This window comes from Cellulosimicrobium sp. GQ32 (assembly GCF_059758455.1).
The window spans coordinates 1-23,373 of sequence record NZ_JCAXEP010000001.1 but is presented as its reverse complement, the minus strand read 5'-3'; the positions used below and the strand labels follow the sequence as shown (position 1 = coordinate 23,373).

At 73.1% G+C, this 23,373-nt stretch carries 20 protein-coding genes and 1 pseudogene; all 21 read left to right on the top strand.

The window, feature by feature from the left end:
• Positions 1-10: 10 nt before the first annotated feature.
• A complete protein-coding gene (locus AC6CH9_RS00105) occupies positions 11-562 on the top strand; it encodes a hypothetical protein (RefSeq protein WP_498153078.1) in 552 nt (183 codons plus the stop codon).
• The gene (locus AC6CH9_RS00100; RefSeq protein ID WP_498153077.1) at positions 559-1,035 is read left to right on the top strand and encodes a hypothetical protein; all 477 of its coding nucleotides are present in this window, start codon (positions 559-561) and stop codon (positions 1,033-1,035) included. The genes AC6CH9_RS00105 and AC6CH9_RS00100 overlap by 4 nt, the downstream gene beginning before the upstream one ends.
• Positions 1,028-1,606, top strand: a complete 579-nt coding sequence (locus AC6CH9_RS00095; RefSeq protein ID WP_498153076.1) for a signal peptidase I — start codon at positions 1,028-1,030, stop codon at positions 1,604-1,606. Before AC6CH9_RS00100 ends, AC6CH9_RS00095 begins: the two co-directional genes overlap by 8 nt.
• Positions 1,603-2,307, top strand: coding sequence for a hypothetical protein (locus AC6CH9_RS00090; RefSeq protein ID WP_498153075.1), 705 nt, complete (start codon positions 1,603-1,605; stop codon positions 2,305-2,307). Before AC6CH9_RS00095 ends, AC6CH9_RS00090 begins: the two co-directional genes overlap by 4 nt.
• 311 nt (positions 2,308-2,618) lie before the next feature.
• The gene (locus AC6CH9_RS00085; protein ID WP_498153074.1) at positions 2,619-3,920 is read left to right on the top strand and encodes a geranylgeranyl reductase family protein; all 1,302 of its coding nucleotides are present in this window, start codon (positions 2,619-2,621) and stop codon (positions 3,918-3,920) included.
• A gap of 106 nt (positions 3,921-4,026) precedes the next feature.
• Positions 4,027-4,389: an NADH-quinone oxidoreductase subunit A gene (locus AC6CH9_RS00080; protein WP_047234407.1), complete on the top strand. Its 363-nt coding sequence runs from the start codon at positions 4,027-4,029 to the stop codon at positions 4,387-4,389.
• A 56-nt stretch (positions 4,390-4,445) separates the two neighbouring features.
• The gene (locus AC6CH9_RS00075; RefSeq protein WP_047234408.1) at positions 4,446-4,997 is read left to right on the top strand and encodes a NuoB/complex I 20 kDa subunit family protein; all 552 of its coding nucleotides are present in this window, start codon (positions 4,446-4,448) and stop codon (positions 4,995-4,997) included.
• A gap of 71 nt (positions 4,998-5,068) precedes the next feature.
• A complete protein-coding gene (locus tag AC6CH9_RS00070) occupies positions 5,069-5,770 on the top strand; it encodes an NADH-quinone oxidoreductase subunit C (protein WP_498153695.1) in 702 nt (233 codons plus the stop codon).
• A complete protein-coding gene (locus tag AC6CH9_RS00065; protein ID WP_498153073.1) occupies positions 5,767-7,146 on the top strand; it encodes an NADH-quinone oxidoreductase subunit D in 1,380 nt (459 codons plus the stop codon). The genes AC6CH9_RS00070 and AC6CH9_RS00065 overlap by 4 nt, the downstream gene beginning before the upstream one ends.
• Positions 7,143-8,027, top strand: a complete 885-nt coding sequence (gene nuoE / locus AC6CH9_RS00060) for an NADH-quinone oxidoreductase subunit NuoE (protein WP_498153072.1) — start codon at positions 7,143-7,145, stop codon at positions 8,025-8,027. The genes AC6CH9_RS00065 and nuoE overlap by 4 nt, the downstream gene beginning before the upstream one ends.
• Complete coding sequence (nuoF, locus tag AC6CH9_RS00055) at positions 8,024-9,391, top strand: NADH-quinone oxidoreductase subunit NuoF (protein WP_498153071.1); 1,368 nt, start codon at positions 8,024-8,026, stop codon at positions 9,389-9,391. Before nuoE ends, nuoF begins: the two co-directional genes overlap by 4 nt.
• Positions 9,391-12,081, top strand: coding sequence for an NADH-quinone oxidoreductase subunit G (locus AC6CH9_RS00050; protein ID WP_498153070.1), 2,691 nt, complete (start codon positions 9,391-9,393; stop codon positions 12,079-12,081). The genes nuoF and AC6CH9_RS00050 overlap by 1 nt, the downstream gene beginning before the upstream one ends.
• Positions 12,078-13,475, top strand: a complete 1,398-nt coding sequence (nuoH, locus tag AC6CH9_RS00045; protein ID WP_498153069.1) for an NADH-quinone oxidoreductase subunit NuoH — start codon at positions 12,078-12,080, stop codon at positions 13,473-13,475. Before AC6CH9_RS00050 ends, nuoH begins: the two co-directional genes overlap by 4 nt.
• Positions 13,468-14,199 (top strand): NADH-quinone oxidoreductase subunit NuoI, encoded by a 732-nt coding sequence (gene nuoI / locus AC6CH9_RS00040; protein WP_498153068.1) that lies wholly within the window; start codon positions 13,468-13,470, stop codon positions 14,197-14,199. The genes nuoH and nuoI overlap by 8 nt, the downstream gene beginning before the upstream one ends.
• Complete coding sequence (locus tag AC6CH9_RS00035) at positions 14,196-15,161, top strand: NADH-quinone oxidoreductase subunit J (protein WP_498153067.1); 966 nt, start codon at positions 14,196-14,198, stop codon at positions 15,159-15,161. Before nuoI ends, AC6CH9_RS00035 begins: the two co-directional genes overlap by 4 nt.
• Positions 15,161-15,460 (top strand): NADH-quinone oxidoreductase subunit NuoK, encoded by a 300-nt coding sequence (nuoK, locus tag AC6CH9_RS00030; RefSeq protein WP_047234414.1) that lies wholly within the window; start codon positions 15,161-15,163, stop codon positions 15,458-15,460. The genes AC6CH9_RS00035 and nuoK overlap by 1 nt, the downstream gene beginning before the upstream one ends.
• A 13-nt stretch (positions 15,461-15,473) precedes the next feature.
• Complete coding sequence (gene nuoL / locus AC6CH9_RS00025; protein WP_498153066.1) at positions 15,474-17,504, top strand: NADH-quinone oxidoreductase subunit L; 2,031 nt, start codon at positions 15,474-15,476, stop codon at positions 17,502-17,504.
• 13 nt (positions 17,505-17,517) lie between these two features.
• Positions 17,518-19,188 (top strand): NADH-quinone oxidoreductase subunit M, encoded by a 1,671-nt coding sequence (locus tag AC6CH9_RS00020; RefSeq protein WP_498153065.1) that lies wholly within the window; start codon positions 17,518-17,520, stop codon positions 19,186-19,188.
• Complete coding sequence (gene nuoN, locus AC6CH9_RS00015; RefSeq protein ID WP_498153064.1) at positions 19,185-20,960, top strand: NADH-quinone oxidoreductase subunit NuoN; 1,776 nt, start codon at positions 19,185-19,187, stop codon at positions 20,958-20,960. Before AC6CH9_RS00020 ends, nuoN begins: the two co-directional genes overlap by 4 nt.
• A gap of 65 nt (positions 20,961-21,025) precedes the next feature.
• On the top strand, positions 21,026-22,030 hold the full coding sequence (locus tag AC6CH9_RS00010) for a polyprenyl synthetase family protein (RefSeq protein ID WP_498153694.1): 1,005 nt from the start codon (positions 21,026-21,028) through the stop codon (positions 22,028-22,030).
• Positions 22,031-22,388: 358 nt separating this feature from the next.
• A pseudogene (locus AC6CH9_RS00005) lies at positions 22,389-23,373 on the top strand (Ig-like domain-containing protein); the annotation flags it as partial.

The following is a 23,373-nucleotide window of genomic DNA, read 5'->3' as shown; positions in this document are numbered from 1 at the left end:
CAGGCTCGCGGTGGGCATCGTCCGCTCCCGCCGCGCACGGTCGCCCGGTCCGGCCCCGGACCGGGGTGCGGGCGGCGTCCTGAGCGGCCGCCGGGCCGTCACGCGTGCCGTCGTCGTGCTCGCGCTCGCCGCGCTCCCGCTCTCGGCGGGCGCGGCGTGGGCCACGTGGTCCGCGTCGCAGCCGGTGAGCGGCGCGGACGTGCGATCGGGCTCGTTCGGCGTCGAGACGTCGTGGCAGTCGTTCCCCGACCTCGCGGGCATGTTCCCCGGCCAGTCGCGCGACGGAGTGATCGCCGTCCACCACACGGGCGACGGGACGTGGCGCTACCGGCTCGCGGTCGCGACCGAGGGCGTCGTGGCGCCGACCGTCGCGTTCTACCCCGGGGCGACGTGCACGGGGACGGCGCTGCCGGCCGGGACGCTCAGCCCGCAGACCTACGCGCGGGGCGCGACGACGCAGGTGTGCGTCCGTTACACGCTGCCCGCGGGGAGCCCGAGCGGCTGGCAGGGCCAGAGCGCCCAGGTCGCGGTGACGGTCACGCTCGAGAGCAGGCCGTCGTGAGGCGCGGCGCCCGGCTCCGGGTCGTCGCCGCGCTGGCCGTGGCGCTCGCGCTCGTGGGCGCCCCGGCCGCCGCGTGGTGGACCGCGAGCGGGTCGCTCTGGTCGACGGTGTCCGCGGGGACGGTGCCCGCACCGACCGGGACGACGTGCACGACGACGGGAACCAACCTCGCGCGGAGCGCGACCGTGCGGTGGACGGCGCCCACCCCCGCCCCGGCGCGCTATCGCGTCACGATCGCGGGAGGCGGTCAGTCGACGACCACCGAGACCACGGCGACGCAGCTCGTCATCACCGAGTCGCTGCTGGGCGGGCTCCTCCAGTCGATCCTCGACCTGCTGCTGGGCGGTACGACACTGCAGGTCAGCGTCCAGTCCGTGCACGCGTCGGGGTGGGTCTCGGTCCCGGGCAACGCCGTGTCGGTCCGCGGCGCGCTCGTCGCGGGCACCGGTCTGTCGGGGGTCTCCTGTGCCTGAGCGGGGCGGGCGGCACCGCGAGGGCGGTGCGAAGGAGCACGGGCCGCTCGCCCGGGTGCTCCGCGTCCTCGCGCTCGGGTGCGCCGTCGCGCTCGCGCTCGTCGGGGTCGTCGTGCCGCTCGTGCTGGGGGCGACGCCGTACACGGTGCTCACCGGGTCCATGCGGCCGACCTACCCGCCCGGGACGATGGTCGTCGTGCGGCCGGTCGACGTCGAGCGCGTCGCGCCGGGCGACGTGGTCACGTACCAGCTCGCCTCGGGTCGGCCGGAGGTCGTCACGCACCGGGTGGTGGCCGTCGGGGTGGGGGCCGACGACGGGCGGGTCCTCACGACGCAGGGCGACGCCAACGCCGCGCCCGACCCGGAGCCCGTCCGCCCCGTGCAGGTCCGCGGCACGGTCGTCTACGCGGTCCCGCTGCTCGGCTGGGTGAGCTCCGCGGTGTCGGGCGACGCGCGCCGCACCGTCGCCGTCGTCGCGGCGGCCGGGCTCCTCGGGTGGGGCGCCTGGCAGGTCGCGGCGGGACTGCGCGAGCGCTCGCGGCGCCGGAGGCCCACGGCGGTGAACCCGTGAGCAGGGGGCCGGGACGAGGGGCACGACGCGCGCTCGCCGGGGTGCTGCTCGCGGTCGTGCTCGCCGGGCCGGGACAGGTGGCCGTGGGAGCGACGGCCGGCACGTCGCCAGGAGCTCCGGCGAGCAGCGCGCCGGGGGACGAGGACGCCCTCCGGCTGAGCGTCGACGGCGCCGCGTGGGCACCCGGGCTCCCGGCGTCCCTCTTCGGGTCGGACGCGCTCGTCGTCCCGGGGGCGACCGTCGCGCGCGACCTGTGGGTCCGCAACGACGGCCCGACGGCGGCGCGCGTCCTCGTCGAGCTCGCGACCGACGTCGACCCGACGGTCCCACGGACGGGGCTCGGCGCGTGGCTCGACGTCCGGCTGGACGGTGCCGCGCCGGTCGCCGCGACCTGGGAGGGTCCCGTCCTCGACCCGGGCGAGTCGGGTCGGGTCGAGGTGAGCGTCGCGATGTCGCCGGACGCGCCGTCGTCCATGCGCCGTTCGGTCGCCGGGGTGCTGGAGACCGTGCACCTCGTGGGCGTCACGGACCCCGCCCCGCCGCCCGCAGCGGGGGAGGAGCCCCCGTCGACCGGTCCGGGGCTGGCGCGCACCGGGGTCGACGCGTGGTGGCTCGCGACCGCCGCGGCGCTCGCGGCCGCGACCGGTGTGGTGCTCGCTCGGCTCGGACGAACGCGGGCGGCGTCGTCCGGAGGTCGCTGACCTGCGGCGACGCGAGCAGGCAGCTCGTCGCGCGACCCGGGGCAGCGCCGGGAGGCTAGGCCATCCGCGCGCGGGCCCCCTTGCCCGGCGGTCCCGAGCCACAGGGTCGGGAGTCGTCGCGGGGGAGGACCTTCGTCACAGGATCTCCCAGGGAAGGGTCGCCTTGCTACACATCCCGCGCCGGGAGTGACTAGAGTGGCGATGTCCATTGTGACCGACTTCACAAGGACGGTGGGTGCGCCGTGTCCCGGCTCGGGTGACGGTGGACCTCCACGAGGGTGTCCCGACGACCGGACGGTGAGGTGAGCACGGTGGGCGCGAGGCTCGACGACGCCGACGTCATCGTCGTGGGTGCGGGTCCGGCGGGCTCCGCGGCGGCCCACTACTGCGCCGCCGCCGGCCTGAGCGTCCTCCTGCTCGAGAAGTCGTCGTTCCCGCGCGACAAGATCTGCGGCGACGGCCTGACGCCGCGCGCGGTCGCCGAGCTCGTGCGCATGGGAGTGCCGACGCGCGCCGAGGACGGCTGGATCCGGAACCAGGGCCTGCGCGTCGTCGCGAGCGGCCGCTCGTGGGAGCTCGCGTGGCCCGACCTCGCGTCGTACCCGAGCTACGGAATGGCCCGTGCGCGCCACTCGTTCGACCGCACGCTCGCCGAGCACGCGCAGCGCACGGGGGCCAAGCTCCTCGAGCGCACCGCCGTCACCGGTCCCGTGCTCGACGAGCGCACCGGACGCGTCGTGGGCGTCACCGCCCGGCCCGTGGACGACAAGGGTCGGCGCGCGGGCGACGAGGTCACCTACCGCGCGCCCGTCGTCATCGCGGCCGACGGCGTCTCGTCGCGGTTCGCGCTCGCGCTCGGCCTCGCGCGGCGCGAGGACCGCCCGATCGGCGTCGCCGTCCGCACGTACTTCCGCACCCCGCGCCACGACGACCCGTGGATGGAGTCCCACCTCGAGCTGTGGGACGGCACGCCGCGCGAGTCCAACCTGCTGCCCGGCTACGGCTGGATCTTCTCGCTCGGGGACGGGACGGCGAACGTCGGGCTCGGCTCGGTGAGCTCGACCCCGGCGCGCCAGTCGGCCGCGAACGTCGACTACAAGGACCTCTTCGCCACGTGGATGCGCAACGCGCCCGAGGAGTGGGAGTTCACCGAGGAGAACCAGCTCGCCCCCGTGCGCGGCGCGGCGCTCCCCATGGGCTTCAACCGGTCCCCGCTCTACACGCGCGGTGTGCTGCTCGTCGGCGACTCGGGCGGCATGGTCAGCCCGTTCAACGGCGAGGGCATCGCGTACGCGATGCAGGCCGGGCGGGCAGCGGCCGACGTCGTCGCGCAGTCGCGCGTGCGGCTCACCGACGGCGGTCGCGAGCGCGCGCTCCAGACGTACCCGCGGATCATGCGCCGCGACCTGGGCGGCTACTACACGCTCGGCCGGTACTTCGTGAAGCTCATCGAGCACCCCGAGATCATGCGGATCTGTACGCGCTACGGGCTCCCGCGCCCGGTCGTCATGCGGTTCGTCCTCAAGCTCCTGTCCGACTGCTACGAGCCCCGCGGCGGCGACTGGGTCGACCGCGTCATCGCGGGGCTGACGAGGGTGGTGCCCTCGTCATGAGCCCCCGAGGTGGGTCCGCAACGACGCGGGCACTCGCACCACCCACAGGTCTTCCCGGGCACCGCTCGGGCGTTCCCGTCCCGAGCCCCCACTCGAGGAGTACGCGATGACCAACCCCTACGTACCGCTTCTCGTCCTCATGGGCGTGGCCGCCGTGCTGGCTCTCGGCGGCGTGGCCGCGAGCGCGGTCATCGGCCCCAAGCGTTACAACCGCGCCAAGCTCGACGCCTACGAGTGCGGCATCGAGCCCACGCCCCACGCGATCGGCGGCGGGCGGTTCCCGATCAAGTACTACCTCGTCGCCATGACGTTCATCGTCTTCGACATCGAGGTCGTCTTCCTCTACCCGTGGGCGGTCGACTTCGCCACGCTCGCGACCTTCGGCCTCGTCGCGATGCTCGCGTTCCTCGCGCTCATCACCGTCCCGTTCGTCTACGAGTGGCGCCGGGGTGGTCTCGAGTGGGACTGAGCGGACGACCGACCGTCCGCGCCAGCGGGCACCGGCGAGAGAACTAGGAGAACACCATGGGGATCGAGGAAGCTCCCTCGGGCTTCTTGCTGACCACGATCGAGGACCTCGCGGGGTACCTGCGCAAGGCCTCGCTCTGGCCCGTGACGTTCGGGCTGGCGTGCTGCGCGATCGAGATGATGGCCGCCGGCGCCTCGCGGTTCGACCTGTCGCGCTTCGGCATGGAGGTCTTCCGCGCCTCGCCGCGCCAGGCGGACCTCATGATCGTGGCCGGGCGCGTGAGCCAGAAGATGGCGCCGGTCGTGCGGCAGGTCTACGACCAGATGAGCGAGCCCAAGTGGGTGCTGTCGATGGGCGTGTGCGCGTCCAGCGGCGGCATGTTCAACAACTACGCGATCGTGCAGGGCGTCGACCACATCGTGCCCGTGGACATCTACCTCCCGGGCTGCCCGCCGCGGCCGGAGATGCTCATCAACGCGATCCTCGCGCTGCACGACCAGATCCAGCACGAGCCGCTCGGCGTGAACCGCAAGGAGGCGGCGCGCGCCGCCGAGGCGGCGGCGCTCGAGGCGACGCCCACGTTCCAGATGAAGGGGCTGCTGCGGTGACGGACGAGAAGACGGGCGGCGGCACGCCCGTGCCGCAGCCCGAGGAGGTCAACGGCCCGCGGTCGGGCGACCTGGTCACGGGGGCGGGCGCGCCGCGCACGCTCGAGGTCGTCGAGGTGCGCGAGGGCATGTTCGGCGTCCACGGCTCGGGCGACACGTCGGGGTACGGCGGGCTCGTCCAGCCCGTCGCGATGCCCGGGGCGAGCCCGCGGCCGTACGGCGGCTGGTTCGACGACGTCGTGGACGTCCTCGCGGAGGTGCTCGCCGAGGGCGGGACGCGGTTCGAGGCCGCGGTGGAGCGCGTCGTCGTGGACCCGCCCGGCGCGCACGCCGAGCTGACGATCCACGTGCACCGCGACCACCTCGTCGACGTGTGCCGCGCGCTGCGCGACGACCAGGACCTGCGGTTCGAGCTGAGCCTGGGCGTGAGCGGCGTGCACTTCCCGCACGACGTCGGCCGCGAGCTGCACGCCGTCTACCACCTCACCTCGATCACGCACGGGCGGCGCCTGCGCCTCGAGGTGTCGGTGCCCGACGCCGACCCGCACGTCCCGACCACGACGTCCGTCTACCCGACGAACGACTGGCACGAGCGCGAGACGTGGGACTTCTTCGGCATCGTCTTCGACGGTCACCCGTCGCTGGCGCGCATCGAGATGCCCGACGACTGGCCGGGCCACCCGCAGCGCAAGGACTACCCGCTCGGCGGGATCCCCGTCGAGTACAAGGGCGCGACGGTGCCCCCGCCCGACACGAGGAGGTCGTACTCGTGAGCACGCACACCACCGGCGCCCCCGGCGCCGCCCCGCACTCGACCCGCCCGCCCGTCGGCGACTTCGACGAGGGCGTCCCGAGCTTCGAGGCGTCGGGCGGCGACTGGGCAGACATCGCGGAGAGCGCCGTCGCGGCGGCTGCGCTCGGCGAGGAGCGCATCGTCGTCAACATGGGCCCGCAGCACCCGTCCACGCACGGCGTGCTCCGCCTCATGCTCGAGATCGACGGCGAGACGGTCACCGAGGCGCGCTGCGGCATCGGCTACCTGCACACCGGTATCGAGAAGAACATGGAGTACCGGACGTGGACGCAGGGCGTCACGTTCTGCACGCGCATGGACTACCTCGCGCCGCTGTTCCAGGAGACGGCGTACTGCCTCGCGGTCGAGAAGCTGCTCGGCATCACGGACGACGTGCCCGAGCGGGCGAGCGTCATCCGCGTGCTGATGATGGAGCTCAACCGCATCGCGTCCCACCTCGTGTGCCTGGGCACCGGCGGCAACGAGATGGGCGCGACGACCGTCATGACCATCGCGTTCACCGCGCGCGAGGAGATCCTGCGGATCTTCGAGGCCGTGACGGGCCTGCGCATGAACAACGCGTACGTGCGCCCCGGCGGCGTCGCGCAGGACGTCCCGCCGGACCTCGTCGAGCAGGTGCGCGCGGCCGACCCGCTCATCCGGCGGTACCTCGGCCAGCTCGGCGACCTCATGCTCGCGAACCCGATCTTCAAGGGCCGCCTCGTCGGGGTCGGGCACCTGAGCCTCGCGGGCTGCATGGCGCTCGGCGTGACCGGGCCCGTGCTGCGCTCGACCGGCCACCCGTACGACGTGCGCAAGACCGACCCGTACTGCGGCTACGAGACGTACGACTTCGACGTCCCGACCGCGACCGGTGCCGACTGCTACGACCGCGTCGTGCTGCGGCTCGAGGAGTGCTACCAGTCGCTGCACATCGTCGAGCAGTGCCTCGAGCGCCTCGAGAGGACGGCCGGGCAGCCCGTCATGGTGGGCGACCGCAAGATCGCGTGGCCGGCGCAGCTCGCGATCGGCAGCGACGGCCAGGGCAACTCGCTCGAGCACATCAAGGAGATCATGGGCACCTCCATGGAGGCCCTGATCCACCACTTCAAGCTCGTCACCGAGGGCTTCCGCGTCCCGGTCGGCCAGGCCTGGCAGACCGTGGAGCACCCGCGCGGCGAGCTCGGGGTGCACCTCGTCTCCGACGGCGGCACGCGCCCCTACCGGGCGCACTTCCGCGACCCGTCGTTCAACAACCTCCAGGCCGTGGCGGCGATGTGCGAGGGCGGCCAGGTGGCCGACGTCGTGGTCGCCGTCGCCTCCCTGGACCCCGTGCTGGGAGGGGTGGACCGATGACCATCGACGCCGGACCTGCGACGAACGGCACGCCCGCCGGTGGGCCGCGCCCCGGGTACGACGCGGAGACGACGGCCCGCCTCGCCGCCGACGCCGCGCAGATCGTCGCCCGCTACCCCGAGTCCCGGTCGGCGCTGCTGCCGATGCTGCACCTCGTGCAGTCGGAGGACGGCTACGTCTCGCGCGACGGCATCCTGTTCTGCGCGGAGCAGCTCGGCCTCACCGCGGCCGAGGTCTCGGCCGTCGCGACCTTCTACACCCAGTACAAGCGCCACCCCAACGGGACGTACACCGTGGGCGTCTGCACCAACACGCTGTGCGCGATCATGGGCGGCGACGCGATCTTCGACGAGCTGTCGGACCACCTCGGCGTCGGGCACGACGAGACGACCGAGGACGGCGCGATCACGCTCGAGCGCGTCGAGTGCAACGCGGCCTGCGACTACGCGCCCGTGATGATGGTCAACTGGGAGTTCTTCGACAACCAGACGCCCGGCTCGGCGACCGACGTCGTCGACCGCCTCCGTGCCGGTGAGCCCGTCGCCCCGACGCGCGGCGCCGCGAGCGTGTGCACCTTCAAGCAGATGAGCCGCGTCCTCGCAGGTTTCCCCGACGGCCGCGCCGACGAGGGCGTCGGGGCGGGCGAGCCCACCCTCGCGGGCCTCCGCCTCGCGCGCGAGCAGGGCTGGACCGCCCCGGCCGGTGAGACGGACGCCCAGGCGGCCCCGGACGGCGGCGCCCCCGCCGGCGGTGCGCCCGACGCCGGCGAGGCGCAGTCGAGCGCCGAGCGGAAGCCGACGACCGACGCCGACGTCGACCCCGGCGGCAAGGCCGAGTCTCCTGGCACCAAGCCCGACCCGTCGAAGGGAGCGGACGCATGAGCGAGCAGCAGGGCACCGTGGCCCGACCGACCCCGGACCCGCTGACCCCCGTCCTGTCGGACACGTGGGACGCGGACCGGTCCTGGACGCTGGCGTCCTACGTGGACCGCGGCGGCTACGAGGGCCTGCGCGCGGCGCTCGCCCAGGACCCGGCGGACGTCGTCGCGACGGTCAAGGCGTCGGGCCTGCGCGGCCGCGGCGGCGCGGGCTTCCCGACGGGCATGAAGTGGGGCTTCCTGCCCGCGCCCGACGGCGGGCCGCGCTACCTCGTCGTCAACGCGGACGAGTCCGAGCCGGGCACGTGCAAGGACATCCCGCTCATGCTCGCGAGCCCGCAGGCGCTCGTCGAGGGCGTCGCGATCACGTCGTACGCGATCGGGTGCGACCACGCGTTCATCTACGTGCGTGGCGAGGTGCTGCACGTGTACCGCCGCCTGCTGCGCGCGGTCGAGGAGGCGTACGAGGCCGGATTCCTGGGCAAGAACGTCCAGGGCTCGGGCTTCGACCTGGACGTCACGGTCCACGCCGGTGCGGGCGCGTACATCTGCGGCGAGGAGACGGCGCTGCTCGACTCGCTCGAGGGGCGCCGCGGGCAGCCGCGGCTCAAGCCGCCGTTCCCCGCGGTCGCGGGCCTGTACGCGCGTCCGACCGTCGTCAACAACGTGGAGTCCATCGCGAGCGTGCCGTCGATCGTCGCGCGCGGCGCGGACTGGTTCACGTCGATGGGGACGGAGCGCTCGGCCGGGTTCGGCCTGTTCTCGCTGTCCGGTCACGTGACGCGCCCCGGCCAGTACGAGGCGCCGCTCGGCACGACGCTGCGCGAGCTGCTCGACCTCGCGGGCGGGATGCGCGGCGGCAAGGCGCTGAAGTTCTGGACGCCGGGCGGCTCGTCGACGCCGCTGTTCACGGACGCCCACCTCGACACGCCCCTCGACTACGAGTCGGTCGCGGCGGCGGGCTCGATGCTCGGTACGCGAGCGCTCCAGCTCTTCGACGAGACGACGTGCGTCGTGCGGGCCGTGAGCCGGTGGACGGACTTCTACGCGCACGAGTCGTGCGGCAAGTGCACGCCGTGCCGCGAGGGCACGTACTGGATGAAGCAGGTCCTGGCGCGCATCGAGGCGGGCCAGGGCTCGGAGTCCGACCTCGACCTGCTCCTCGACACGTGCGACAACATCCTGGGCCGCGCGTTCTGCGCGCTCGGCGACGGCGCCACGTCGCCCGTGACGAGCAGCATCGAGCTGTTCCGCGACGAGTACGAGGCGCACATCGCGGAGCACCGCTGCCCGTTCGACCCCGCGGCAGCGGCCCTCTTCGACTACACGCCCCGCCCGGCCCGCGTCCTGACGGCAGGAGTGCACTGATGACGACCACGACCCCCGCCCCGGGCACCGGCTCAGCGGCCGTCCCCGCGGGTGGCGCGGCCAAGCCCCCGGTCCCCGCGGACCACGTGACGTTCACGATCGACGACGTCGAGATGTCGGTGCCGAAGGGCACGCTCGTGATCCGCGCGGCCGAGCAGATCGGGATCCAGATCCCGCGGTTCTGCGACCACCCGCTGCTCGAGCCGGCGGGCGCGTGCCGCCAGTGCCTCGTCGAGGTGGCGACGCCGGACCGCGAGGGCAACGTCCGGCCCATGCCGAAGCCGCAGGCGTCGTGCACGCTCGAGGCGACGCCCGGCATGGTGGTCAAGACGCAGCGCACGAGCCCGGTGGCCGACAAGGCGCAGCACGGGATCATGGAGCTGCTGCTCATCAACCACCCGCTCGACTGCCCGGTGTGCGACAAGGGCGGCGAGTGCCCGCTCCAGAACCAGGCGATGAGCAACGGCCGCGCGACGAGCCGGTTCGTCGACGTCAAGCGCACGTTCCCCAAGCCGATCGCGGTGTCGACGACGATCCTGCTCGACCGCGAGCGCTGCGTCCTGTGCCAGCGGTGCACGCGCTTCTCCCAGGAGATCGCGGGCGACGCGTTCATCGACCTCCAGAAGCGCGGGGCCGCGCAGCAGATCGGGCGCTTCGACGAGGCGGTGCTCGACTTCGCGCCGCCCGCGGGTCAGGCGCCGGGCGACCGCCCGGTCGGGCTCGCGCTCGAGGACGAGTCGGGCCTGCCGTTCGCGTCGTACTTCTCCGGCAACACGGTGCAGATCTGCCCGGTGGGCGCGCTCACGGGCGCGGCGTACCGGTTCCGCTCGCGCCCGTTCGACCTGGTCTCGACCCCCGGGGTCTCCGAGCACGACTCGTCGGGCTCCGCGATCCGTGTCGACCACCGTCGCGGCGTGGTGCTCCGCCGCCTCGCGGGCGAGGACCCGCTGGTCAACGAGGAGTGGATCACCGACCGCGACCGCTTCGCGTTCACGTGGCAGTCCGCGCCGGACCGCCTCACGCACCCGCTCGTGCGCGACCGCGAGGTCGCCCCGGACGGCACGGTGACGCGCGGCGAGCTGCGCCCCGCCTCGTGGGCGGAGGCGCTCGAGGTCGCGGCGGACGCCCTGACGCGGGCGCGCGACGCCGGGGGCGTCGCCGTCCTGCCGGGCGGGCGCCTCACGGTCGAGGACGCGTACGCGTACGCGAAGCTCGCGCGCACCTGGCTGCGCACGAACGACGTCGACCACCGCGCCCGCGCCCACAGCGCCGAGGAGGCGGACTTCCTCGCGCACGCCGTCGCGGGCCGGTCCGTCGGCCACGCCGGCGGGGTGACGTTCACCGACCTCGAGAAGGCGCCCGCCGTCCTGCTCGTCGGCCTCGAGGCCGAGGAGGAGGCGGGTGTGACGTTCCTGCGCCTGCGCAAGGGGGCGCTGCGGCACGGCGTGCGGGTGTTCTCCGTCGCGCCGTTCGCGTCGCGCGGCGTCCAGCGCATGCACGGCACGCTCCTCCCGGCCGCGCCGGGCACCGAGGCGGAGTGGCTCGACGGCATCGCCGCGGGCGACCAGGTCCGCACGCTCGACGAGGCCGAGGGCACCGACCTCCTCGCCGAGGTCAGCGACGCGCTCCGGACGCCGGGCGCCGTCATCCTCGTCGGCGAGCGGCTCGCCGCGACGCGCGGCGGGTACAGCGCGCTGCTGCGCGCGGTCGCCGCGACGGGCGCACGCCTCGCGTGGGTCCCGCGCCGCGCCGGCGAGCGCGGCGGCGTCGAGGCCGGCACCCTGCCCAACCTCCTGCCGGGCGGGCGCCCGGTCGCCGACGCCGCGGCCCGCGTCGACGTCGCGACCGTATGGGGCGTGGCCGCCACGGACGACCAGCCGACCGGGCTCCCCGCGACGGCGGGCCGCGACGTGGGGGAGATGCTCGACGCCCTGTCGGTCGGCCAGCTCGCGGGCGCGCTCGTGGGCGGGCTCGAGCTCGACGACCTCCCCGACCCGGCGCACGCGCGCCGCGCGCTCGAGGCGGCGGACGTCGTCGTCTCGCTCGAGGTGCGACGCTCGGCGGTGACCGAGCTCGCGGACGTCGTGCTCCCGGTCGCGCCACCCGTCGAGCGTGAGGGCGCGTTCGTGAGCTGGGAGGGGCGCGTGCGCCCGTTCCCGGCGGCGCTCGCCTCGACGGCGATGACGGACCACCGCGTGCTCGACGCGCTCGCCGACGCAGCGGGCGTCGACCTCGGCCTGGGCACCGTGGACGCGGTGCGCGCCGAGCTCGACCAGCTCGTGGGCGACGGCGCGTGGGACGGCGAGCGCGGCGCCGCGCCGGACGTCGAGACCACGGAACCGCCCGCCGTCGCGCCGGGGACCGCGGTCCTCGCGAGCTGGCGTCTCCTGCTCGACGACGCGCGCGGCCAGGACGGCGAGCGCTACCTCGCCGGGACGGCGAAGCGCCCCGTGGCGCGGCTGTCCGCCGCGACCGCGGCCGCGGCCGACGTGTTCGACGGCGACGTCGTGCGCGTCTCGACGGACCGGGGCGCGATCACGCTCCCGGTCGTGGTGACGGAGATGGTCGACCACGTCGTGTGGCTGCCCCTGCGCTCGCCGGGCTCGTCCGTGCACGCGACGCTCGGCGCGGTGCCGGGCGACGTCGTCCGCCTCGAGACCGTGAGCACCGACGGAGGGGAGGGCGCATGAGCGGCGTCCACGTGATCCACGCGCTCGCCACCGAGACACCGGGCGTACCCGGGATCACGGCGAACTTCTCGCAGGACAACGGGTGGACGTACCTCGTCAAGGCCGTCCTCATCCTCGTGTTCCTGCTGACGAGCGTGCTGTTCGCGATCTGGTTCGAGCGCAAGGTCGTGGCGCGCATGCAGGTGCGGCCCGGCCCCAACTGGCACGGCCCGTTCGGCCTGCTCCAGTCGCTCGCCGACGCGATGAAGCTCCTGCTCAAGGAGGACATCACGGTCAAGGCGGCGGACAAGTTCGTCTACCTGCTCGCGCCGATGATCTCCGTGTTCTGCGCGCTCCTCGTGTTCGCGGTCATCCCGTTCGGGCCCGAGGTGCAGATCCCGTTCACGGACTACGTGACGCCCGCCCAGCTCACCGACTTCCCGGTCGCGACGCTCTACATCCTCGCGTGCGCGTCGCTCGGCGTGTACGGCATCGTGCTCGGCGGCTGGTCGTCGGGGTCGACGTACCCGCTGCTCGGCTCGGTCCGCTCGACCGCGCAGGTCATCAGCTACGAGCTCGCGATGGGCCTCTCGCTCGTCTCCGTCTTCCTCATGGCGGGGTCGATGTCGACGTCGCGCATCGTCGACTCGCAGACGCAGCTCTGGTGGTTCATCCCGCTCCTGCCCGCGTTCGTCATCTACGTCATCTCCATGGTCGGCGAGACGAACCGCCTGCCGTTCGACCTCCCCGAGGCCGAGGGCGAGCTCGTGTCCGGGTACATGACCGAGTACTCGTCGATGAAGTTCGCGTGGTTCTTCCTCGCGGAGTACATCAACATGCTCAACGTCTCCGCGGTCGCGACGACGCTGTTCCTCGGCGGGTGGCGCGCCCCGTGGCCGCTGTCGACGATCAACGACGGGATGTTCAACGAGGGCTGGTGGCCCATCCTCTGGTTCCTCGTCAAGGTCTGGGCCGTCATGTTCTTCTTCGTGTGGGTCCGCGGCACGCTGCTGCGGCTGCGCTACGACCAGTTCATGCGGTTCGGCTGGAAGGTCCTCATCCCGTTCGCGCTCGCGTGGCTCGTGCTCCTCGCCGTCGCGCAGGCCGTGCGCCAGTTCCTCGACGTCGACCTGCGCGTCTTCGTCGGCATCGCCGTCGCGCTCGCCCTCGTGGTGGTGGTCGTCGTGTGGTTCTGGCCCGAGAAGAAGGCGCCACCCGGTGCGACGCCCCGCGCCGCGGGTACCGCGCCCGAGCCGTTCGACGCGTTCGCGGGCGGGTTCCCCGTCCCGCCGCTGCCCGGGCAGTCGCTCCCGCCCTCGCCGCGCCGTCGCGCCCTCGTGCCCGACGACGTGGGCTCGCCCGGGACGCCCGGGTCAACTGGCACGCCCCACGACAAGGAGGTCGACCGTGGCTGACGAGCAGAAGCCGACCCGGCCCGGCGAGTACGAGGTCCGGCGCCCCCAGGCGAAGGGGCTGCGCGAGGCGCTCGCCCCCGTCGCGGGGTTCGGCGTCACGTTCTCCTCGATGTTCCGCCCGACGGTCACCGAGCAGTACCCGCGCCAGAAGGTGCCGACGAAGCCGCGCTACCACGGGCGGCACCAGCTCAACCGGTACCCCGACGGCCTCGAGAAGTGCATCGGGTGCGAGCTGTGCGCGTGGGCGTGCCCCGCGGACGCGATCTACGTCGAGGGCGCGGACAACGCGGACCTCCCCGACGGCGGCCACATGTCGCCGGGCGAGCGGTACGGGCGCGTCTACCAGATCAACTACCTGCGCTGCATCTTCTGCGGCCTGTGCATCGAGGCCTGCCCGACGCGCGCCCTGACGATGACCAACGAGTACGAGCTCGCCGGACCGACGCGCGAGGGCATGATCTGGGAGAAGCAGGACCTGCTCGCGCCGCTCCAGGAGCGGATGCTCGCCGCGCCGCACCCGATGGTGCCCGGGACCTCGGACACCGAGTACTACCGCGGAGAGGTGAGCGGCCCGGTGGCCGAGCAGGTGGACTGGGTGCGCGAGCACCGACCGGACGACACGACCCTCCCGCCCGAGCCCACGGGGCCGCCGCCGGAGGTCCGGCGGGTCACGCCGACCTCGGGGCGGTCCTCCGCCGCGTCGGCCCGGAAGGCCGCCCGGTGACCGCGAGCGGCGGCGAGGCGGTCCTCTTCTGGGTCCTCGCCCCCCTCATGGTCCTGGCGGCGCTCTCGCTGCTCTTCGCGCGCAAGGCGGTGCACGCCGCCATCGCGGTCATGTTCGTCATGGTCGACCTCGCGATCCTCTACATCGCGCAGGAGGCGTCGTTCCTCGGCGTCGTCCAGGTGGTCGTGTACACGGGTGCCGTGATGATGCTGTTCCTCTTCGTGCTCATGCTCGTCGGGGTCGACGCGTCGGACTCGCTCGTGGAGACGATCCGCGGTCAGCGCTGGGTCGGGGTGCTCCTCGGGCTCGGGCTCGGGGTCGTGCTGGTGGGCGTGGTCGCCCAGGCGACGTTCCCGCCGTCGGTGGGCCTCGAGCTCGCCAACGCGGCGACCAACCCGGTCGCGCTCGCGCGCGTGCTCTTCGCGGACTACGTGTTCGCGATGGAGGTCGTGGGCATCCTGCTCATCACCGCCGCGGTCTCGGCGCTCGTGCTCACGCACCGGCGCCGGCTCACCCCGAAGGTGGGTCAGCGCGAGCAGGCCGACGCGAAGGTCGCGGCGCTGCCTGCGGGCGGTCGGCTCACGCCGCTCGCCGCCCCCGGCGTGTACGCGCAGAACAACGCCATGGACACCCCGGCGCTCGACCCGCAGGGCCGGCCCATCGAGGAGTCGGTCTCGCGCATCCTGCGCATCCGCGGTCAGGAGCGATCGGCGGGGACGATCCTCGAGGCCGAGCGCGAGGTGCTCGTCGAGCACGAGCCGCTGCGGGCGCTGCCCGCGCTGCGGGCCCAGGACGCGAACGAGCGCACCGTGCAGACCGTGACCGCCGACCAGCCCGAGGGCGAGGCGCCGGCGGGCGACGTCGCCGGCCCGGACGACCCGGGGCGGTCCCGTGTGCCCGGCGGGTCGACGGGCACCGGTCCGGACGGCAACCCCGGCGAGAACCGGGGAGGAGAGGACTGATGGAGCTCACCAACTACCTCGTGCTCGCGGCGATCCTCTTCTCGATCGGCGCCGCGACCGTGCTGCTGCGGCGCAACGCGATCATCGTGTTCATGGGCATCGAGCTCATGCTCAACGCGACGAACCTCGCGTTCGTGACGTTCGCCCGCATGCACGGCGACGTCACCGGTCAGGTGCTCGCGTTCTTCGTCATGGTCGTCGCGGCGGCGGAGGTCGTCGTCGGCCTCGCGATCATCGTGTCCATCTTCCGCACCCGTCGGTCCGCCTCGGTCGACGACGTCAACCTGCTCAAGAGCTGAGGGGCCGGCACCGATGACGACGCTCCTTCCCGCCCTGCCCACGGCGAGCGGACTGCTGGCCGCGACCGACGTCGTGCCCGCGTCCGAGACCGTGCCGGGCGCGTTCCTCGCGGCACCGTTCCTGGTGCTGCTCCCGCTCCTCGGGGCGGCCGTCCTGCTCCTCGCCGGGCGCCGCAGCGACCGCTGGGGCGCGTGGTTCGGCGTGCTCATGTCGGGCGCCGCGTTCGTGGTGGGCCTGGTCCTCTTCCTCGTGATGCTCGGGCTGCCCGTCGACGAGCGCGTGGTCGACTTCCGCATCGGCGACTGGATCGTCTCCGGCGGCCTCGACCTGGCGATGGGGCTGCGGATCGACCCGCTGTCCCTGACGTTCGTGCTCCTCGTGACGTTCGTCGGCACGCTCATCCACGTCTACGCGGTCGCCTACATGGCGCACGACCGCGACCGGCGACGGTTCTTCGCCTACCTCAACCTGTTCGTCGCGGCGATGCTCGTGCTCGTCCTCGCCGACTCCTACCTCCTGCTGTTCGTCGGCTGGGAGGGCGTGGGCCTGGCGTCGTACCTGCTCATCGGGTTCTGGAACCACAACCGCGCGTACGCGGTCGCGGCCAAGAAGGCGTTCGTCATGAACCGCGTGGGCGACATCGGCCTGATCGTCGCGCTCATGCTCATGTTCGCGACGTTCGGCGCGGTCGACTTCACGACGGTGTTCGCGCAGGCGCCGGAGGCGTCCACCGCGCTCCTCACCGCCACGAGCATCGCGCTCCTGCTCGCCGCGTGCGGCAAGTCGGCGCAGTTCCCGCTCCAGGCCTGGCTCGGGGACGCCATGGCCGGCCCGACGCCGGTCTCCGCCCTCATCCACGCGGCCACCATGGTCACGGCGGGCGTCTACCTCGTCGTCCGGTCGGCCCCGATCTTCGAGGGCGCGCCCACGGCGCAGCTCGTCGTCGTGATCGTCGGTGCGGTGACGCTGCTCTTCGGGGCGATCGTCGGCTGCGCCAAGGACGACATCAAGAAGGCGCTCGCGGCGTCGACCATGTCGCAGATCGGGTACATGATCCTCGCCGCCGGGCTCGGGCCGATCGGGTACGCGTTCGCGATCTTCCACCTGGTGACGCACGGCTTCTTCAAGGCCGGGATGTTCCTCGGCGCGGGCTCGGTCATGCACGGCATGGACGACCAGGTCGACATGCGCCGGTTCGGCGGGCTCGCGCGGTACATGAAGGTCACGTGGATCACGTTCATGATGGGCTGGCTCGCGATCCTCGGCATCCCGCCGTTCTCCGGATTCTGGAGCAAGGACAAGATCATCGAGGCCGCGTTCGTCCCCGTCGACGGCGAGCCGTGGCGGGCGTGGGTGTTCGGCGGCGTCGCGCTGCTCGGCGCCGGGATCACCGCGTTCTACATGTCGCGCCTGTTCTTCATGACGTTCTCCGGGCGCCGTCGCTGGAACGACGGCAGCGGATCCGCGGACGGCCTCGGCCCGCAGGACGGCCCCGTCCAGCATCCGCACGAGTCCCCGCGCCTCATGACGTGGCCGATGATCGTCCTCGCGGTCGGGTCGGTCGCGCTGGGCGGCATCCTCGCCGCAGGCTCGCGGTTCGTCACGTGGCTCGAGCCGGTCACCGGGCACGCCGAGCACCACGAGCCGGTCCTGCCGGTGTGGTCGCTCATCACCCTGACGCTCCTGCTCGTCCTCGCCGGTGCGGCGCTCGCGTGGCGGCAGTACGCGATGTCGAGCGTCCCGGTCCGTGCGCCGCGGGGCTCCGTGCTCACGCGTGCCGCCCGGCGCGACCTGTACCAGGACGACGTCAACGAGGCCGTGTTCATGCGGCCCGGCCAGTACCTCACGCGCTCGCTCGTCTACGCCGACAAGGAGATGGTCGACGGCGGCTGGATGGGCCTCGCCGGCATGATCGGCCGGATCGGGGAGTGGCTGCGCAGGTGGCAGAACGGCTACGTGCGCTCGTACGGCGCGACGATGCTCGGCGGCCTCGTGGTGATCGTCGCCGTCGTCCTCGCCCTGACCACCGGCTCCGCGAGCTGAGAGGGAGACACCCATGACAACCTCCGTCCCCTGGCTGTCCCTGCTCGTCGCCTGGCCCCTCGTGGGTGCCGCGGCGGTGTGGCTCACGGCCGCGGCCCGCACGCGCGGCGTCGGCGCGGGAGCGCTGCGCACCGTGCGCGGCATCGCCCTCGGCGCCGCGCTCGTCGAGCTGGGCCTGCTCGTCGGCGCCTTCACCGCGTTCGACACGTCCGCCGCCGGCACGCACCAGCTCACCGAGACGTACCGCTGGATCCCGCAGATCGGCGCGAGCTACGCCGTGGGCGCCGACGGCGTCGCGCTCGCGCTCGTGGCGCTGTCAGTCCTGCTCGTCCCGCTCGTGGTGCTCGCCGCGTGGAAGGAGCAGGACGGCGACGTGCGCCGCCTGCGCCACTACCTCGCGCTCGTCCTGCTGCTCGAGGCGTTCATGGTCGCGGTGTTCGTCGCGCGCGACGTGTTCCTCTTCTACGTGCTGTTCGAGGCGATGCTCATCCCGGTCTACTTCATGATCGGCGGGTTCGGCGTCGGGGCGCGGCGGCGGTACGCGGCGGTGAAGTTCCTGCTGTTCTCGCTCGCCGGCGGTCTGATCATGCTCGCGGCCGTCATCGCGCTGTACGTGCAGGTGCCGATCGACCCGACGACGGGCGCGCGCCCCGAGGACGCGTTCCTCACGTCGAACCTCGTGGGGTACTTCGCCGAGAACCCGATGCCGGTCACCACCGAGCGGCTGCTGTTCCTCGGGTTCTTCCTCGCGTTCGCCATCAAGGCGCCGCTCTTCCCCGTCCACACCTGGCTGCCCGACGCCGCGCAGCACGCGCCCGCGGGCACCTCCACGCTCCTCGTGGGCGTGCTGGACAAGGTCGGCACGTTCGGGATGCTCACGCTGTGCCTCCCGCTCTTCCCGCACGCGAGCGCATGGGCGGCCCCCGTCGTGATCGTCCTGGCCGTCGTCTCGATCCTCTACGGCGCGCTCATGGCGATCGGCCAGAGCGACCTCATGCGACTCATCGCCTACACGTCGGTGTCGCACTTCGGGTTCATCGTGCTCGGCATCTTCGCGTTCACGTCGCTCAGCGTGTCCGGGTCGTCGCTGTACATGGTCAACCACGGCATCTCGACCGGTGCGCTGTTCCTCCTGGCGGGCTTCCTCATCGCCCGGCACCCGGAGCGCTCGCAGCGCATCGCGGACTACGGCGGCCTCCAGAAGGTCGTCCCCGTGCTCGCGGGGACGTTCCTCGTGGCGGGCCTCTCCGCGCTCTCGCTGCCGGGCCTGTCGACGTTCGTCAGCGAGATCATGGTGCTCGTCGGCACGTTCGCGCGCAGCCCGTGGGCCGCGCTGGTCGCGGTGCTCGGCGTCGTGCTCGCCGCGCTCTACGTGCTGCTGACCTACCAGCGGATCTTCACCGGCGGCACCCGTGAAGGGCTCGACCAGCTTCCCGACCTCGGCGCGCGCGAGAAGTGGGTCGTCGCGCCGCTGATCACGGTCCTGCTCGTCCTCGGCTTCTACCCGGCGCCGGCGCTCGACCTCGTGCGCGAGCCCGCGGAGGTCACCTTGTCCGACCTCGCGGTCGCCGGCGTCGAGGACCCGCCGCGCTCCGACCCGTTCGCCGAGGGGACCGAGCTGGTCGCCTTCGAGAGCCAGGGGTCGTCCCTCACCCGTAGCACCGACGAAGGGAGCGAGTCGTGAACGACTCCTTCGTGGCCCCCACGGTCGACTGGCTCTACCTCGCCCCGATCCTCGTCGTGCTGGGTGCCGGCGTCGTCGGCGTGCTGATCGAGGCGTTCGTCCCGGCGCGCGTGCGGCGCACGACGCAGGTCGTCCTCGCGTTGCTCGCGACCGCGGCGGCGTTCGCGCTCGTCGTCGTGCTGTGGCGCGACCCGGCCGTGCAGGGGAGCGACGGCGCGCCCTACGGGGTGCGGGTGCTCGGCGGGTCGATGGTGATCGACCCGTTCGGGCTCGCGATCCAGGGCATCGTCGTCCTGCTCGCGTTCCTCGCGATCCTCGTCATCGCGGACAAGACGTCGACCGGCCAGGACGCGTTCGCGCCGTCCGCGGCGGCCGTCCCCGGGTCGCCGTACGAGGACCTCACACGGCGCAAGGGCCTCGAGCAGACCGAGGTCTACCCGCTCGTGCTCTTCGCCGTCGGCGGCATGATGATCTTCCCCGCCACGGGCAACCTCCTCGTGATGTTCGTCGCGCTCGAGGTGCTCTCGCTCCCGCTGTACGTGCTCTCGGCGATGGCGCGTCGGCGTCGCCTCCTGTCGCAGGAGGCGTCGTTCAAGTACTTCCTCCTCGGGGCGTTCGCGTCCGCGCTGTTCGTGTTCGGCGTCGCGCTCGTGTACGGCTTCGCCGGCTCGGTCGACCTCGTCGAGGTGTACCAGTCGCTCGCGACGCCCGAGGGGCCGCTCGCGACCATGCCCGGTCTCGTCGTCGTCGGCGTCCTGCTCATCCTCGCGGGCCTGCTCTTCAAGATCGGTGCGGCTCCGTTCCACGCCTGGACGCCCGACGTCTACCAGGGCGCCCCGACGCCCATCACCGGCTTCATGGCCGCGTGCACCAAGGCGGCGGCGTTCGGCGCGCTCCTGCGCGTCCTGTACGTCGTGAGCCTCGGGCTCGCGCAGTCGTCGCTGGCGACGCGCGAGGACCTCTTCGTCGCGCTGTGGATCGTCACGCTGCTCACCATGGTCGTCGGGACCGTCGTCGGTGCCGTGCAGACCGACGTCAAGCGCCTGCTCGCCTACTCGTCGATCGCGCACGCGGGTTTCATCCTCGTCGGCGTCGTCGGGTTCTCGCAGCTCTCGCTGCGGGCCACCGTCTTCTACCTGCTCGTCTACGGCCTCGCGACGGTCGGCGCGTTCGCGGTCGTCACGCTGGTGCGCGAGACCGCGCCCGTGCGTGAGCGCGTGCCGGCCACGGTGGGAGCGGGGGCCGACGGGGCGGGCGACCCCGCGGACAACGTGACCGACGGGGCGGCGGAGCAGCCGGTCGCCGTCCTCGGCGAGGCGACGCACCTCGCCCAGTGGGCGGGGCTCGGACGCCGGAGCCCGTGGCTCGCGGGCGTGTTCTCCCTCTTCCTCCTCTCCATGGCGGGCATCCCGCTCACGGCGGGCTTCGTGGCGAAGTTCACCGCGTTCGGCGCGGCCATCGCCGGGCCCGACGGCCAGGGCGGGGGCTCGACGTGGGTGCTCGCCGTGGTCGGCGTCCTCGCGTCGGCGGTCGCGGTCTTCTTCTACGTCCGCATCATCGTGCTGATGTTCTTCACCGCGCCCTCCGGGGGGCCAGCGGACGGGGCGGACGACGACGGCGCCGCGCTCGAGGGGCCGGGAGTGACCGTCGTCCGGTCGACCGGCCCGACGACGATCGCGATCGCCGTGTGCGCGCTCGGGGTGCTCCTTCTCGGTGTGTTCCCGTCCCCGGTTCTCGATCTGGCGGCCGAGGCGGTTAAGTTCGTCCCGTGACCTCTGTGCCTTCCGTGCCGCCCGCGCCCGCCGGGCCCCGCGGCCCGCGTGATCGGACCGCGCCCGTGACGACCACCGCGATCCCGATCTCGGACCCCGTGCTCGCGGCCGCCCTCACCGAGCGGCTCGCCGGGGTCGAGGCTCGGCTGCGCGACGCCGTCGCGCACGCCGACCCGCTCGCCGACACCGCGTCCCGCCATCTCGTCAACGCGGGGGGCAAGCGGCTGCGGCCGCTGCTCACGCTGCTCGCCGCCGAGCTCGGGGACGGGACGCGCCCGGAGGTCGTGGAGTCCGCGGTCGTGGTCGAGCTCACGCACCTCGCGTCGCTGTACCACGACGACGTCATGGACTCCGCCCCGGTGCGCCGAGGAGCCCCGTCCGCGCACGCCGTGTGGGGGAACTCGGTCGCCATCATGGTCGGCGACCTGCTCTTCGCCCGCGCGGCGTCGACCGTCGCGGCGCTCGGGCCGGAGGCCGTCCTGATCCAGGCGAAGACGTTCGAGCGGCTGTGCCTGGGACAGCTGCACGAGACGATCGGTCCGGGGGAGGGCGACGACCCCGTCGAGCACTATCTCGAGGTGCTCGCCGACAAGACGGCCTCGCTCCTGTCGACGTCCGCCCGGCTCGGTGCGATGTTCGCGGGGTGCCCGACGGCCGTCGTCGACACGGTCGCGGCCTACGGGGAGAAGCTCGGGGTCGCGTTCCAGCTCGCCGACGACGTGCTCGACCTGGCGTCGTCGGGCGACGAGTCGGGCAAGACCCCGGGCACGGACCTGCGCGAGAAGGTGCCGACCATGCCGGTCCTGCTGCTGCGTGCCCGCATCGCGAACGGGACCGCGAGCGAGGCGGACGCCGGGCTCGTCGAGCTGCTCGACTCCGACCTGACGGACGACGCCGCGCTCGCCGCGACCGTGGCCGCGCTGCGACGCCACGAGGTGCTCGGGGAGACGCGGGCGCTGGCGGTGCGCTGGGCGCGCTCCGCCGTGGAGGAGCTCGACGCGCTCCCCGCGGGCCCGGTCACCGACGCGCTGCGCTCCTTCGCTGAGGCGCTCGCCGACCGCGCCGCCTGACGGGCTCGCGGAAGGGTGATCTTTCGTCCGGTGGCCGGTCGCCCGGTACGTCGGCGCCGTCGGGCTGCATCGTTGCCTCCGTCACCGGGTTGACCTGCCGCGTCGTCGCGTCGCCCCGTCGCGGAGGTCACTGTGACGTGACGTCGCAGCCGGGAAGGTGGGGAGTGCTCCCCATGGAACGGGTGTCGGATTTCACCCTGTCGCCCGCTATCCTCGAGTGCGCGATCGGTGGGGCCGCCTGGAGAGTGCGAGATCGAGGGGGCTGGGGAAGGAGACCGATCGTCTCCCGATCCAACTCCTCGGAGGACCTGTGGGTTTCCTGGCGCGTCTGAACGAGCACCGCCGCACCGTCGCGTCGGTGACGACCGTGTCGGTGTTCTCCACGGCGCTGGTGGGGATGGCGCTGTTCTACGAGGGCGAGGCCACGGCGGACGTGGACCTGAACGACTCGGGCGTGTGGGTGACGAAGACGTCGGCCGGGCTGCTGGGTCGGTTCAACTCCGCCTCGCAGGCGGTGGACGGGACCCTGAACGCGGGCAGCGCGTCGTTCGACGTGCAGCAGGACGCCGGACGGGTGCTCCTCGAGGACTCGGGGACCGGGACGGCGTCGCCGGTGAGCGTCGCGCACCTCAAGCTGGACGGGCAGCTCCGCCTGCCGCCCGACGCCCTGGTGGTCTCCGGAGGTGCGACGACCGCCATCCTCGACGGCGAGGAGGGCCGGCTGTGGGTGCTGCCGTTCGACGGCGTCGCGACGTTCGACGCGGAGGAGCTCGATCCCACGGTCGAGGTGGACGGCGGGGGTGACGTCGTCGTCGCGCAGGACGGGACGGTCTTCGCGGCGATCCCCTCCACGGGCACGTTGTGGACGGTGGCGACGACGTCCAGGGGCACCGTGGACGGAGAGGCGTCGTCCACCGCGCTCCCGGTGAGCAAGGGTGCCGAGGTCGAGGTGACCGCGGTGGGCGACGAGCCCGTGGTGCTCGACCGGTCCGCGTCGCAGCTGGTCCTGCCGGGCGGGAAGACGGTCGCCCTGGAGGACGGCGCGGAGGCGCGCCTGCAGCAGCCTTCGGCCGGCTCGCAGAACGTCGTCGTGGCCACGAACACGGGACTGGTGACGCAGCCGCTGAAGGGCGGCGACGCCCTGCGACGGTCGGCCGAGGGACGACCGGGTGCGCCGGTGCAGCTCGGTGCGTGCACGTACGGCGCGTGGGCCTCGACGGGTCAGGTGATCCGTGACTGCGAGGGCACCGACCGCGACCTGGACACCCGCCTGGAGGGGATCGATCCTCAGGCGCGGCTCGAGTACCGGGTGAACCGGCAGGTGATCGTGCTGAACGATCTCG